This is a genomic window from Vibrio sp. HA2012 (assembly GCF_002812955.1).
Lineage (GTDB): Bacteria > Pseudomonadota > Gammaproteobacteria > Enterobacterales > Vibrionaceae > Vibrio.
Genome location: NZ_PFXK01000007.1, coordinates 128,843 through 143,211 on the forward strand (window position 1 = coordinate 128,843; position 14,369 = coordinate 143,211).

Genomic DNA, 14,369 nt, shown 5'->3' on the forward strand with positions numbered 1-14,369 from the left:
ATTAATGGGCCTCTTGTTGATGTGATTTACACGCAGAAGTCGCTTTAAGCTCAACCACTGCCTGACGGATAAATACCAGGTTATAGAACACGATTAATGCACCGGATAGCGGCAAAATGGCATAGATATAAGCCATAGGGATCTGCAGAGCCGGAGCAACCTGTCCAGTGGTATATACTTTATTGACCAGATTAATGCCGCCAAAGATCATAGCACCCGATGCGAAAACAGCGACCATCACATTGGTAAAGATGACATTCATCTTTTTCTTTTTTTCACTCAGATTCATGGTAAAAAGATCTATGGATAAATGCTTTTGTAAGCCGACTGTGTAAGCAGCGCCCAGTAGCCCCACCCATATCATACTGAAGCGGGCGATCTCATCGGTTGCAGTACTTGGTGAGTTCAGAACGAAACGGCTGAATACCTGCCAGACAACACAGACAACCAGCATCAGCATAGTTACGATACAAAGGCGGCTTACTAATTTATCGATAAGCCCTTTTAATTTATTCATCTTGCTCTACCTAAAAAGGGCCGAAGCCCTTTGCTTAGTGTTATTGATTTCTTATTTAACTGCAGCTTCGATCTTGTCCAGCCATTTAGCTTGTTCTGGATCTTTTCTGAAGTCTTCGTAAAGAGGAGTCAGTTTTTCTTTGAAAGCGGTATTGTCTACTTTGATAAATTCCGCACCACTTTCCAAGGCAATCTTACGTGATTCTTCGACAGCCTTGCCCCACAGCTCTTTCTCATAAACTTCAGAGTGCTGCACAGCCTTAGACAGGATATCTTTCTGTTCCTGATCCAGCTTGTTCCAGGTTGTTGTGGAGATAACAAAATAATCCGGTACTGAAGTGTGCTGATCTTCGGTGTAGTATGGTGCAACTTCAACATGTTTAGTCTGCACATAAGAAGGTTCGTTGTTCTCAGCACCATCGATCACACCCTGTTGCAGAGCGGTGTACACTTCACCGAACGGAATTGGCGTTGGAGAACCGCCCAGCAGTTCGATCAGCTTCAGTGTGGTTGGGGTTGCAACAACACGAATCTTCATCCCTTCCAGATCAGCAGGAGTACGGATCGGCTTCTTAGCGTAGAAGCTACGGTTACCCGCAACATAAGCCCCCAGACCGATAAAGCCACGGTCTGCCGTGCTGTTCATCATCTCTTTACCTACCGGACCGAAGATCACTTTCTCCAGGTCTTCCTGACTGGTAAACAGATAAGGCAGGCTGAATACAGAATAAGCTTTCGCAAATGGTTCCATTTCACTGGCAGAAGCCTTGGTCATATCCAGAGCATTCGCCTGAAGCAGTTCCAGTGTTTCACGAGGTCCGCCCATCTGGCCCCCCGGATAAATACGGATGCGCATTTTTCCGTTGGATTCTTTCTTCACTTCCTCTGCCAGCTTTTCAATCGCCTGACTCACCACGTGAGAAGATTCCAGGTTATGAGCCAGCTTAAGCGTCACTTTATCCATTGCATTAACAGACAAAGAGCTCAGCAGTAGGGGGGAAGATAAGATAAGAGCTTTAGTAATAGATTTAAGGGTTGTTTTCATTGCTACGTATCCTTCAGATTAATTCGGGAGAGATGTTATACCAAAACCACACAAAACACATGAGATCAAGATCACGGTAAACCCGATTGGTATAACAAAAACCCAGTAAAAGTGAGGTTAATCACAAAAAAGAACTTAAAGGAAAATTATCACTTTTCTCAAGAAATCAGCCAACTTATTGTTTTAATTTAACTATTTATTGATATCACTATGAATTACATGACTTATCATTGATAACCTATGATCCAACTCACACAGACCAACTTGTTATACCAATATTAAGAGTTGTAATATATGGGCATAAACCAACCCCTACCGAATAATAGGAAGAAGTGATGTCAACATTTCTAACAGAAGACTTTTTGCTTACGACTGAAATTGCAAAAGAGCTATATCATAGTGTAGCCGCTCATCAGCCAATTATTGACTACCACTGCCATCTGCCACCGGAGCAGGTATCTACTGACTATCGCTTCAAAAACCTGACCGATATCTGGTTACGCGGAGATCACTATAAGTGGCGCGGAATGCGCACCAATGGCATTGATGAGCGTTTCTGTACCGGTAACGCCAGTGATAAAGAAAAATTTATGGCATGGGCAAAAACCGTGCCTCAGACAATCGGTAACCCTCTGTTCCACTGGACTCATCTGGAACTGCGTCGTCCGTTTGGTATTACTGATCGCGTACTGAACCCACAGAGCGCAGAAAGCATCTGGAATGACTGTAATGCCATGCTGGAAACGCCAGAGTTCTCTGCCCGCAGCATTATGCAAAAGATGAATGTGCGTATGGTCGGAACCACGGATGATCCGATTGATGATCTGGCTGCGCATAAAGCCGTTGCAGAAGACAGCAGCTTTGATGTGCAAATGCTGCCAAGCTGGCGTCCGGATAAGGCATTCAATATTGCAGCACCTGAATATGCTGATTACATCGCAAAACTGAGTGCCGCTGCGGATGTGGAGATCAACAGCTTCAGCTCCCTGTGTGATGCGCTGTATCAGCGTCTGGAACACTTTGCCGCACACGGCTGTAAGGTCACCGACCATGCTCTGGATACCGTCGTTTATGAAGAAGCCACCGAACAGGAACTGAACAACATTCTGACCACCCGTCTGAGCGGTGGCGAAGTATCAGACAAGCAGGCTGCACAGATTAAAACAGCGGTACTTATCTATCTGGGTAAAGAATATGCCCGCCGTGGCTGGGTTCAACAATACCATATCGGCGCACTGCGTAATAACAACGAACGTATGCTGAAACTGCTCGGCCCGGATACCGGTTTTGATTCCATCAATGATGGCTTGGTGGCTGCACCACTGGCAAAACTGATGAATGCACTTGACCGTGAAGATGCCCTGCCAAAAACCATTCTTTACTGTCTGAACCCGCGTGATAACGAAGTATTGGCAACGATGTGCGGTAACTTCCAGGGTGGCGGTATCGAAGGCAAAATCCAGTTCGGTTCAGGCTGGTGGTTCAACGATCAGAAGGACGGCATGCTGCGTCAGTTGGAACAACTGTCACAACTGGGTCTGCTGAGTCGTTTTGTCGGTATGTTAACCGATAGCCGTAGTTTCCTCTCCTACACCCGTCATGAGTATTTCCGCCGTCTGGTATGCCGTCTTCTGGGTCAGTGGGTTGCTGATGGTGAAGCACCGCACGATATGGCTCTGCTGTCGCAGATGGTAGAAGACATCTGCTTTAACAATGCCAACAAGTACTTTGATCTGAATCTGGAGAAATAATGAAAACGTTAAACCGTACTGATTTTAATCAGCCACAATACACCACCCGGATTCTTCAGTTTGGTGAAGGAAACTTTCTGCGTGCTTTCGTGGACTGGCAGATCGACCTGCTGAACCAACATACCGATCTGGATGCCGGTATCGCTATCGTACGTCCTATTGATACCGATTTCCCTCCCCTGCTGAACGAACAGGACGGACTGTACACATCCGTGATCCGGGGAATCAATGAACAGAATCAGGCTGTTGAAGAACTGCGAGTGATCGCCTCCGTTAATCAGGAAATTCCAGTCTACAAAGATATGGATGCCTACCTGCAACTGGCGAAAGATCCGAATATTCAGTTTATCTTTTCCAATACCACAGAAGCCGGTATTGCCTTTAATGCGGAAGATACATTCACGGCTCGCCCGGCAGGAACGTTTCCAGCTAAACTCACCCAGTGGCTGCACGCCCGCTTCACTGAATTTGATGCCGATCCGTCTAAAGGGCTGTTTATTATCCCGTGCGAACTGATCGACTATAACGGCGACAAACTGAAAGAAATCATCAATCAGTATATTGATCTGTGGATGCTGGGTGATGCCTTTAAACACTGGGTAAACGATGCGAACATCTTCTGCTCCACGCTGGTGGATCGTATCGTAACCGGCCATCCGCGAGATGAGTTGTCCAGCCTGGAAGAAAAAGCCGGCTACCGCGACCAGTTTATGGTCACCGCAGAATACTTCTATCTGTTTGTGATTCAGGGTCCGAAACAGCTGGCCGAAGCTCTGCATCTGGAAGGGCAGGATCTGAACATCAGGATCGTTGATGACATCAAACCGTATAAAGAACGTAAGGTCGCTATTCTTAACGGTGCTCATACCGCCATGGTTCCGGTCGCCTTTATGGCCGGTATTGATACCGTTGGCGAAGCCATGGATGATGCTCAGCTCAGCCAGTTTGTCGATCAACTGTTGCGGGAGGAAGTCATTCCTGCCTTATCCCTTCCGGAAGAGGAACTGACTGAATTCGCAGAAAGTGTCGTTAAGCGTTTCAAAAACCCGTATATCAAACACCAATTGCTGTCCATCGCTCTGAACAGTATGACCAAATGGTGCACTCGTCTGCTGCCACAATTGCTGGTGAACGCCGAAAGAAACAGCGCTGCACCGAATCTGATGTCTCTGGCACTGGCTGCCCAGTTCCTGCTCTACAGTGGTATCCGTGACGGAGAGCTCATCACACTGAGTGATGAACAGGAATGGCTGGATTTCTTCGCGACCCAATGGGAAAAGCACGGCAGCCAGAAATGCACCACCGCAGAACTGGTCACCGCAGCCCTGCAAAACAGTAAACACTGGGGGATGGATCTGAATACAGTACCTGAACTGCACGCTAAAGTGACCGGCTATCTGGAACAGATGCTGAGCAGTGGCGTCCGTTCCGTGCTGAATGAGGCGCTGGGTAAGTAACATGAAATCCTGGATTCAAATTCACACTAACGACAACGTTATTATTGCCTTAAAGCCGATCAGCAAAGGCACTGAAATCACGGTTGCAGATACCACTGTCACCCTGCTGCAGGATGTGGAAAAAGGCCATAAAATCGCGATTCATGTCGTGGAACTGGGCGGGATGCTCACCAAATACGGTGAATATTTCGGCCATGCGACCCAGCCTATTCAGGCCGGAGAATGGATACACAGCCATAATGCCAGAACCAATCTGAACGATAAGATTGAATACCAGTACCAGCCGACACCGATGAATGAGCTGATCAAACTCGACGATTACGATGTCAGTCTCTATCGCCGCAGTACCGGTGATATCGCGGTACGTAACGAACTGTGGATTATCCCTACGGTTGGGTGTGTAAATGGTATTGCTCAACAGATTGCCAATGAATTTCTGGCTACGCATGACATCAGCTCCATTGACGGGGTTCATGTGTTTCCGCATCAGTTCGGTTGCTCCCAACTGGGTGATGACCATGAAACCACGAAAAAGCTGCTGCAGAGTATGGCTACCCATCCGAATGCCGGCGGTGTTCTGGTGATCGGCCTGGGCTGTGAGAACAACCAGATCGAACCATTCAAAGCCGGACTGGCCGCGCATGATGCATCACGTATGCGTTTTCTGATTGCCCAGAAAGCGGAAGATGAGATAGAAGAAGGGGTGACGCTGCTCGAAGAGCTGTTTGCAGAAATGCAGCAGGATCAGCGCGTTCCGGGAAAGCTATCGGAAGTGAAATTCGGTCTGGAGTGCGGTGGTAGTGACGGCTTATCCGGTATTACCGCCAACCCGATGCTGGGACTGTTCTCTGACTTTATGGTATCGCACGGCGGCACAACCGTCCTGACAGAAGTACCGGAAATGTTCGGCGCAGAAACGATTTTGATGAATCGTGCTACCGATGAAGTTGTCTTTCATAAGCTGGTCACCATGGTGAACGACTTCAAAGAATACTACCTGAAACACGGTCTTCCTGTGTATGAGAACCCGTCACCGGGCAATAAGGCCGGTGGCATCACGACACTGGAAGATAAGTCTTTGGGCTGTACTCAGAAAGCGGGTTCCAGCCAGGTGATTGATGTGATCGACTACACCGAAAAACTGACCAAACCGGGGCTAAACCTGTTGAACGCACCGGGTAATGATGCCGTCGCCACCAGCGCACTGGCAGCAGCCGGGTGTCATATGGTGCTGTTCAGTACCGGACGGGGAACACCTTATGGCGGTTTTGTTCCGACCATGAAGATTGCGACCAACTCAGAACTGGCACAACGCAAACCGCGCTGGATTGATTTTGATGCCGGACAACTGGTTTCAACCGATATTTCCATGCAGGCGCTACTGCAACAATTTCTGGACAAGCTGGCGGCTGTCGTCAGCGGAGAACCGACCCGTAATGAAAGTAATAATATCCGGGAACTGGCCATCTGGAAAAATGGCGTAACACTGTAGTCATTGTTTACATCTCCACTGGGATATGCCTTTCTGTCTGTCGTAAGGCATATCCCTTTTTTCTGATACCTTTTTCTCGATATTTTTTCTTCTGAAAGGAATCATCATTTCCGCCCCAAATATTAAAGCTGCCGTATTGTAAAACTTGCTTTAATTTTTGCGATCCACCAGACTCTTTTGTTCGTTAACAAAGAGGGCCTACTATGATCATCCCATGGCAGCAAATCAGTCCAGAGACCCTAACCAATCTGATCCGTGAATTTGTCCTCAGAGAAGGTACCGACTACGGTACTGAAGAAATGTCTCTCGAAGAGAAAATCACACAGGTCAGAATTCAGCTGGAATCCGGCGAAGCCGTTATTCTTTTTTCAGAACTGCATGAGAGTGTTGATATCCGTCTGAAGAGAGACTTGCAGGAAAATCGTCAGAGCTGAGCCCCGGCTTTAAGCACAAAAAATAAGCTGGTTTTATCCATTAGCTCAAAATGATTTTAGGCAGCGTGATCATGTGCACATTTTTGCCTAAAGAATCGCAGAAATCAGGCGATCAAAATCAAGAAATCGTTTACAAAAATAGGTAAACTTTTTAACTGAAAATAAGTAGCTTGCAGCCTGAGGCAAGAACTCCTATGCTAGATACCCTTAAAAGGTAGTAGCCAGGGGAAGGCTGCTGTGCGTGCCCTGCAGATAAAGTGAGATAATTATGGTTCTAGGTAAACCTCAAACCGATCCAACATTAGAGTGGTTCCTTTCACACTGTCACATTCACAAGTACCCGTCCAAAAGTACGCTGATTCACGCCGGTGAAAAAGCAGAAACTTTATACTACATCGTAAAAGGTTCTGTCGCTGTACTGATCAAGGATGAAGAAGGTAAAGAAATGATCCTTTCTTACCTGAATCAGGGTGACTTTATTGGTGAATTGGGTCTTTTCGAAGATGATCAAGAGCGTACGGCATGGGTTCGTGCCAAAACACCTTGTGAAGTAGCCGAAATTTCTTTCAAAAAGTTCCGCCAGCTTATTCAGGTAAACCCGGATATTCTGATGCGTCTTTCTGCTCAGATGGCCCGTCGCCTGCAGGTGACCAGCCAGAAAGTCGGTGACCTTGCGTTCCTGGATGTGACAGGACGTATTGCTCAAACACTTCTGAACCTTGCTAAGCAACCGGATGCAATGACTCACCCGGATGGTATGCAGATTAAGATCACCCGTCAGGAAATCGGTCAGATCGTAGGCTGTTCCCGCGAAACCGTTGGCCGCATTTTGAAGATGCTGGAAGAGCAAAACCTGATCTCCGCACACGGGAAAACTATTGTCGTTTACGGCACTCGATAACAACAAGCCGTTAACAATTTATTAATAGTTATTATTAAAAAAACGCAGCTCATGGCTGCGTTTTTTTTCGGTTTTCTGTTTCAGCAATGGCCTTTCAGATTAAACCTCTGCTGAGGAATCACTCTGCTCCGGCTTCTGATAAACGATCTCTTTAAATTCGTATGTAGAACGATTCGACGATTCGTAATAGGTCCGGCTCATCAGCTCGGCCATGATACCTGTAGTAATAAACTGTATCGCCATCACAATCAGCAGAACACTGATAATCAACATAGGACGACCACCAATTTCTTCACCCAGCAGGAATTTCTGGAACGCCAGCACCAACATCATCAGCGAACCAATCCCACCGCATGCCATTCCAATCGGGCCAAAGAAATGTGAAGGACGGGTACGGAAACGCATAAAGAAGATCACAGAGATCAAATCAAGAATTACCCGGTATACACGTGAGATCGTATATTTGGATTCACCGAACTGTCTTGCATGATGGTTAACTTCCACTTCTTCAATCCGGTTTACCGGTACATGAATGGCCACCCATGCAGGGATAAAGCGGTGCATTTCTCCATACAGTTTAATGTTACGGATAATGCTGCCACGGTATACTTTCAGACTACACCCATAATCATTCAGCTTAACGCCTGTCGCTTTACCGATCAGCCAGTTAGCAACGCGTGAAGGCACTTTGCGGATCAACATATTGTCTTTGCGGTCTTTACGCCAGCCCACCAGCAGATCCAGATCCCGGTCAATCAGACGTTGTACCATACGGGAAATATCTGCCGGGTCATTCTGCAAATCACCATCCAGCGTAACAATATAATCACCCACAGATTGTTCAATACCGGCCTGCATTGCAGCCGTCTGACCGAAGTTTCTCTGCAGAGCAATGATTCTGACCTGCTCGCCGTACTGCTGCTGAACTTCCATTGCCACACGCAGAGTCCTGTCAGTACTTCCGTCATTAACTAACAGTAATTCCCACTCAAAATCGACATCCTGCAACGATTCATCAATCGCTTTTACCAGTGGTCTGATGCTTTCTTCTTCATTATAGACAGGGACAACAACGCTAACCTTGTAGCTTGCATCACCCGCGGAAATACTGTTCCCCGACATATTAGGTACTCTCATTATGAAATTGTGGTATACTAATCAAGTTTTTAATTATACCGCATTTCTCATGTCCCGAGCAATAAAACACCGTTCATTACTACTTTCTGTACTGACGTTTATCACTGTTATCCTTGCGGTTCATTTTATCTGGGGCTGGAAGACGCTGCTTTCTTTCTGGCAGGCGATTCCTCTGCCATATCTACTGGCCTTTACCCTGTTGTACTGGTTCAGTTATCTGGTACGCAGCTACCGGATTTCTACCTATTTTGAAAGCTCAACCATTAAACTGCCGACAAAAATTGTTCTGCCGTTAGTGATCAAACAGACCTTCTGGGCTAACCTGCTTCCCGCCAAAGCCGGAGAAATTTCATTTCCCATACTGATGAAAAGAGCCTTTGCAACGCCCTATTCTCACTCGGTTCCTGCGCTGCTGGTTCTGCGTCTGTTTGACGCTTATGTGCTGGCCTGCATTGCAGTGGCATTAATCTGTTATACACAGTTTGCTTATTTAACCTGGCTCTGGCTGGTTCTGGCGGTCTTTATTCCTCTGTCCGGAACCTTCCTGAGAAAACACTTTATCTGGCTAACCTATCGCTACCGGAAGTACAAGAAAGCCCGTTTTGTCTGGCAAATCCTAACTAATATTCCCAGTACCTATGCAAAATTACTGAAGATGAGTGTGCTTTCCTGGCTCAACTGGGCCGTCAAGATTCTTTTATTTGCGGCTCTGTTAGCCAGTATGACGCCTTTTACACTGGATCAGACCACCTTTGGTGCCCTGTTCGGTGAAGTTTCCGGTATGCTGCCCGGTTTGCCGGGGGGCTTTGGCAGCTACGAAGCGGCGGTCTCTTTTGGCCTGATGAGCAACGGAATCAATAGCGAACTTATCAGTAAGACAGAACTGATTGCTGCGGCTGTCAATTCACATTTCTTTATTTTGTTTAACTCTATTTTTGGCGCAATTATCGTATTTATGTTGCCTGACAGCTCAACAACTCTTGAGAGAAATTATGACCTTTAACGATAGCAAGGCTTCCATGCTGATGCCTTTACTTCTCATCATACTGGCGGTTTCTGTTGTACGGGCTTACCTCCTGTCAATGAGCAGTGTTGATCTGTACGTCGATGAAATCCAGTACTGGTGGTGGTCGAAAGATCTCGACTGGGGATATTATTCCAAACCCCCAATGATTGCCGTATTGATTTCGCTGGTCACCGGACTCTTCGGCGATTCCGTCTATACCATAAAATTAGGCGGAATTCTGGTCTATCCGCTGACCAGTTATATGATCTACCTGCTGGGGCGACGCCTGATTAGCGAACAGGTCGGATTCTGGGCAGCCGTTCTGTTTATCACCCTTCCCGGAGTGGCCTTTTCTTCTACCATTACCTCCACAGATGTTTTACTGTTCCTGTTCTGGAGCAGTGGCATGCTATTTTTTATCCGCAGTATTGATTCCAACGCATGGAGTGACTGGCTGATCTGTGCCGTTATCTGCGGTTTAGGACTGCTGACCAAGTACAACATGGCTGTTTTCTCTTTATCTGCTCTGGGATATATGCTGTTTTTCGGTCACCAGAAGCAGTTACTGAATCCCAAACTCTGGGTCATGGCGGTTATTGCATTAACGATTCTGGCTCCGAACTTCTACTGGAACTATCAGCACGATTTTCCGACCTTTTCGCATACCGCCGGTTATGTGGAACACAGCGGATTACGTCCGGATAAGATGATTAGCTTTCTCTTTGAACAAGCAGGTATTATCGGGCCGGTCGGATTTATTGTGATGTGGTGGTGGATCATCAGAGGTGAACACCCCCGCAACCTGCTACTGACGTTCAGCCTGCCGATGCTCATTATTATCAGTCTGGTGGCTCTTCAGGGAAAATACAACTCGAACTGGGCTGCTCCGGCCTATGTCGGTATTATCATCGGTGTAGCACATTTTCTGCAAAACCGGAAAAAATGGCTGCTGACAATGCTGGTGACCAATCTGTTATTGGGATTGGTTGTTGGTCTTGCTGATCCTGTGATACAGGCCACAGGAACGACTCTTCAGGCAAAACATGATCCTTTCAAGCGAGTGCGTGGCTGGAAAACCTGGGGAGAACAGGTTAAGACGTATCTGAATCAATACCCGGATCGACTTTTAATTGCAGAAGGCAGGGAAGAAATTACTGAAGCCATGTTCTATGCATTAGAGGGGAACGATAAGCACCTTAAAGCATGGAGTCCGAGCCGCCATATAACCAGCCACTTCCAGCTAACCCGTCCTTATACTGGCGAAGAGCAGGAGGCTCTGGTTCTGACCGGAGAACTGGATGATAACTACTGGCGCCGCTATTTCAGTGACGTTGAAGTACTGACGATTCTGACCAGACAGGTATCTATCGACAGAAAATACCAGTACAAAATCTATAAGGTAAGCGGGTTCCGGGGTTATGACTAGTCTGTTCCAGGGCAAATATACGCCCTTAGTCCTTGCAACGGCTATCATTCTGCTGCTTACCGTTGTGATCCGGCTGGCAGATCTGGATCTGCTGATCAGCGGTTATTTTTACGATGCCGCAGACAAAACATTTCCTTTAAAAGACCACCTTCTGGTTGTCTTTTTCTACAATTCGATTCCGTGGGCAGTCACCGGCAGCCTGCTGTTTTTTCTTACCTACCCGCTGGTGGCGTATTTCAAAAAACCACTGCGCAGGCATAACCGTCTGGTTATGGCACTGTTTATTTCCATGCTGCTCGGACCGGGAATTATCGTTAACTCCATCTTTAAAGATAACTTCGGACGTCCGAGACCTTCTCAGAGTATTGAGTTTGGCGGAACTGAGCCTCACCGGGCGGTACTGGAAGCCAACTGGGGGAATAAAGGCCCTTCTTTCCCTTCCGGTCATGCCGCTATGCCTCTGTCATTTTTGGTTCTGGCTCTGGCTGCCCGCCGAAGAGGAAACCGGCATCTGGCAGTTAATCTTACCCGCACACTGATTTTCTGGTACGTGATGGTCAGCTTCGCCCGAATTGCCGCCGGAGGACATCATTTTTCGGATGTCATCTGGGCCGGATACTTCTCTTTTGTCTGTGCCTGGCTCAGTTATCAGTGGATATACAATCGTTCAGGTTAAAGCGGATAATCATAAAAAGGAAAGGGTGACAATAGTCACCCTTTCTTTTATTTATCAAGTGGTTAGATTTACATCATACCAGGCATTCCGCCCATACCACCCATGCCGCCCATATCTGGCATTCCTGAGTCTTTCGCTGGCAGGTCAGAAACCATTGCTTCCGTCGTGATCATCAGACCGGCAACCGATGCAGCAAACTGCAGCGCAGAACGGGTTACTTTGGTTGGATCCAGAATACCCATTTCCAGCATATCGCCGTACTCGCCAGTTGCAGCGTTGTAGCCGTAGCTGCCTTCACCCGCTTTTACGTTGTTAGCCACCACTGACTCTTCATCACCTGCGTTGGCAACGATCTGACGCAGAGGAGCTTCCATCGCACGCAGTGCAACACGGATACCCACATTTTGCTCTTCGTTAATGCCTTCAAGACCGACAACTTTAGACGCTGCACGGATAAGTGCAACACCACCACCAGCAACCACACCTTCTTCAACGGCTGCGCGAGTAGCATGCAGAGCATCCTCTACGCGGTCTTTCTTCTCTTTCATTTCAACTTCAGTAGCTGCGCCAACTTTGATTACCGCAACACCGCCAGCCAGTTTAGCCACGCGTTCCTGAAGTTTTTCTTTATCGTAATCAGAAGTCGCTTCTTCGATCTGCTGACGAATCTGAGTGACACGGGCTTTGATGGCCACTTCTTCACCCACACCATCAATGATGGTCGTGTTTTCTTTGGTGATAGTCACACGTTTCGCCTGGCCCAGATCTGCCAGAGTGACTTTTTCAAGCTCCAGACCGACTTCTTCAGAGATAACCGTACCAGCCGTCAGAACAGCAATATCCTGTAGCATAGCTTTACGACGGTCACCAAAACCAGGAGCCTTAACCGCCGCTGCTTTTACAATACCGCGCATGTTATTCACAACCAGAGTTGCCAATGCTTCACCTTCTACATCTTCAGCAATAATAAGCAGAGGACGAGATGCTTTTGCTACGGCTTCCAGCGTAGTCAGTAGTTCACGGATATTCGATACTTTCTTGTCGATCAGCAGAATAAATGGATTTTCCAGATCAACGCTGCCTGCTTCCTGATTGTTGATGAAGTAAGGAGACAGGTAACCGCGGTCAAACTGCATGCCTTCAACCACATCCAGCTCGTCCTGCAGAGCCTGGCCTTCTTCTACAGTGATAACACCGTCGCGGCCTACTTTTTCCATTGCTTCTGCAATAATGTTACCAACAGTTTCATCAGAGTTTGCAGAGATTGTACCCACCTGAGCAATCGCTTTAGTGTCAGCACATGGTGCCGAAAGTGCTTTCAGCTCTTCGACTGCAGCTGCAACCGCTTTATCGATGCCACGCTTAAGATCCATCGGGTTCATACCCGCCGCAACCGCTTTCAGACCTTCGTTTACGATAGACTGAGCCAGCACAGTCGCTGTTGTTGTACCGTCACCTGCAGCATCATTTGCCTGAGATGCCACTTCTTTTACCATTTGTGCGCCCATGTTCTGGAACTTGTCTTCCAGTTCAATTTCACGCGCAACGGATACACCGTCTTTAGTAATTGTCGGTGCACCGAACGATTTGTCCAGAACGACATTACGGCCTTTAGGGCCCAGAGTAACTTTTACTGCGTCAGCCAGAACGTTGACACCTTCCAGCATTTTAATACGTGCGTCATTACCAAATTTAACGTCTTTAGCAGCCATCTTTATTTCCTTTAAGTTTTGATTCTGTTTCGGTTGAAAAGTGAATTACTCAACGATTGCTTATTATTCAACGATAGCCATGATGTCGTTTTCAGACATGATAAGCACTTCTTTACCGTCGATTTTCTCTGATTTAGTACCGTATCCTTCTGCAAAGATAACAGTATCACCAACTTTAACGTCCAGAGGCTGTACGGTGCCATTATCCAGAACGCGGCCTTTGCCCACGGCCAGAACAGTGCCGCGAGTTGATTTCTCAGCCGCAGAACCTGTTAAAACAATGCCGCCGGCAGATTTAGATTCAACTTCCTGGCGTTCAACGATAACACGGTCATGTAAAGGACGAATATTCATCGGTCGTCTCTCCTGATTAAATTTCCATTAGATAGTTTATAAATAGACAGTTGTAACAAATGCCATTTATTGGCTTGTGAAACTTATGTGGGGGCTAGAGAAATGATCACAAGGGGATCTGCGATTTTTTTTGTGATTTGACTGGCGAATTTCGGTATTCTTGGGTTTCTGTTCCTGCACACTGAATGCTCTTAAGGATTCTATTTTCCCATGGCCTGCAAAAACTGCGAAGCACACTGGTTCTGGAAAAAGATTGGCCGCTGTACCCGCTGCATGAAACAACTAACCGTACTTTCCCTGATCAGTTGGATAGTATGGTGGCTCGGATTCAGAGAACAGCCGAAAAGTATTGAATCCGTTGCCCTGCTCTTTGCAGCTTTCGCATTTAACGGACTGCTGCTGTTACACCTGTGGTTCCGCTTCATTCTGCTTCCTCTGCAAAACAAACGCAGAAAATAAGAA

General features: G+C 47.1%; 14 protein-coding genes. 9 read left to right on the forward strand and 5 right to left on the reverse strand.

Going from position 1 to position 14,369, the window contains the following annotated elements:
* Nucleotide 1: 1 nt before the first annotated feature.
* Complete coding sequence (locus CSW98_RS13600) at nucleotides 2–517, reverse strand: TRAP transporter small permease (RefSeq protein WP_100801020.1); 516 nt, start codon at nucleotides 515–517, stop codon at nucleotides 2–4.
* 51 nt (nucleotides 518–568) lie between these two features.
* On the reverse strand, nucleotides 569–1,561 hold the full coding sequence (locus CSW98_RS13605; protein ID WP_100801021.1) for a TRAP transporter substrate-binding protein: 993 nt from the start codon (nucleotides 1,559–1,561) through the stop codon (nucleotides 569–571).
* Between the two features lie 335 nt (nucleotides 1,562–1,896).
* Between CSW98_RS13605 and uxaC the strand changes: the two genes are divergently transcribed.
* The 5 genes from uxaC to crp all read left to right on the forward strand — a co-directional run bounded on the left by uxaC (nucleotide 1,897) and on the right by crp (nucleotide 7,596).
* The gene (gene uxaC, locus CSW98_RS13610; protein WP_100801022.1) at nucleotides 1,897–3,312 is read left to right on the forward strand and encodes a glucuronate isomerase; all 1,416 of its coding nucleotides are present in this window, start codon (nucleotides 1,897–1,899) and stop codon (nucleotides 3,310–3,312) included.
* Entirely contained in the window at nucleotides 3,312–4,769 is a 1,458-nt protein-coding gene (locus tag CSW98_RS13615) for a tagaturonate reductase (RefSeq protein WP_100801023.1), read from the forward strand. Before uxaC ends, CSW98_RS13615 begins: the two co-directional genes overlap by 1 nt.
* 1 nt (nucleotide 4,770) lies before the next feature.
* Nucleotides 4,771–6,261, forward strand: a complete 1,491-nt coding sequence (locus CSW98_RS13620; protein ID WP_100801024.1) for a UxaA family hydrolase — start codon at nucleotides 4,771–4,773, stop codon at nucleotides 6,259–6,261.
* Between the two features lie 203 nt (nucleotides 6,262–6,464).
* The gene (locus CSW98_RS13625) at nucleotides 6,465–6,695 is read left to right on the forward strand and encodes a YheU family protein (protein WP_100801025.1); all 231 of its coding nucleotides are present in this window, start codon (nucleotides 6,465–6,467) and stop codon (nucleotides 6,693–6,695) included.
* Nucleotides 6,696–6,963: 268 nt separating this feature from the next.
* The gene (gene crp / locus CSW98_RS13630) at nucleotides 6,964–7,596 is read left to right on the forward strand and encodes a cAMP-activated global transcriptional regulator CRP (RefSeq protein ID WP_100801026.1); all 633 of its coding nucleotides are present in this window, start codon (nucleotides 6,964–6,966) and stop codon (nucleotides 7,594–7,596) included.
* Nucleotides 7,597–7,695: 99 nt separating this feature from the next.
* On the opposite strand, the gene CSW98_RS13635 is transcribed toward crp, so the two are convergent.
* The gene (locus CSW98_RS13635; RefSeq protein ID WP_100801027.1) at nucleotides 7,696–8,718 is read right to left on the reverse strand and encodes a glycosyltransferase family 2 protein; all 1,023 of its coding nucleotides are present in this window, start codon (nucleotides 8,716–8,718) and stop codon (nucleotides 7,696–7,698) included.
* A 64-nt stretch (nucleotides 8,719–8,782) separates the two neighbouring features.
* Between CSW98_RS13635 and CSW98_RS13640 the strand changes: the two genes are divergently transcribed.
* From CSW98_RS13640 to CSW98_RS13650, 3 genes are read left to right on the forward strand one after another with little or no spacing between them, the layout of a single operon-like run.
* Entirely contained in the window at nucleotides 8,783–9,736 is a 954-nt protein-coding gene (locus CSW98_RS13640) for a lysylphosphatidylglycerol synthase transmembrane domain-containing protein (RefSeq protein ID WP_157810389.1), read from the forward strand.
* The gene (locus tag CSW98_RS13645) at nucleotides 9,726–11,165 is read left to right on the forward strand and encodes an ArnT family glycosyltransferase (RefSeq protein ID WP_100801029.1); all 1,440 of its coding nucleotides are present in this window, start codon (nucleotides 9,726–9,728) and stop codon (nucleotides 11,163–11,165) included. Before CSW98_RS13640 ends, CSW98_RS13645 begins: the two co-directional genes overlap by 11 nt.
* Nucleotides 11,158–11,841, forward strand: coding sequence for a phosphatase PAP2 family protein (locus CSW98_RS13650; protein ID WP_100801030.1), 684 nt, complete (start codon nucleotides 11,158–11,160; stop codon nucleotides 11,839–11,841). The genes CSW98_RS13645 and CSW98_RS13650 overlap by 8 nt, the downstream gene beginning before the upstream one ends.
* A gap of 68 nt (nucleotides 11,842–11,909) precedes the next feature.
* Here the strand turns inward: CSW98_RS13650 and groL are convergent, their stop codons facing one another.
* Nucleotides 11,910–13,553, reverse strand: coding sequence for a chaperonin GroEL (gene groL, locus CSW98_RS13655; RefSeq protein ID WP_100801031.1), 1,644 nt, complete (start codon nucleotides 13,551–13,553; stop codon nucleotides 11,910–11,912).
* Between the two features lie 63 nt (nucleotides 13,554–13,616).
* Complete coding sequence (locus CSW98_RS13660) at nucleotides 13,617–13,907, reverse strand: co-chaperone GroES (RefSeq protein WP_100801032.1); 291 nt, start codon at nucleotides 13,905–13,907, stop codon at nucleotides 13,617–13,619.
* Nucleotides 13,908–14,117: 210 nt separating this feature from the next.
* Between CSW98_RS13660 and CSW98_RS13665 the strand changes: the two genes are divergently transcribed.
* Nucleotides 14,118–14,366 carry a DUF3624 domain-containing protein gene (locus tag CSW98_RS13665; RefSeq protein ID WP_100801033.1) on the forward strand — a complete coding sequence of 83 codons (249 nt, stop codon included), beginning with the start codon at nucleotides 14,118–14,120 and terminating at the stop codon, nucleotides 14,364–14,366.
* Nucleotides 14,367–14,369 lie beyond the last annotated feature (3 nt).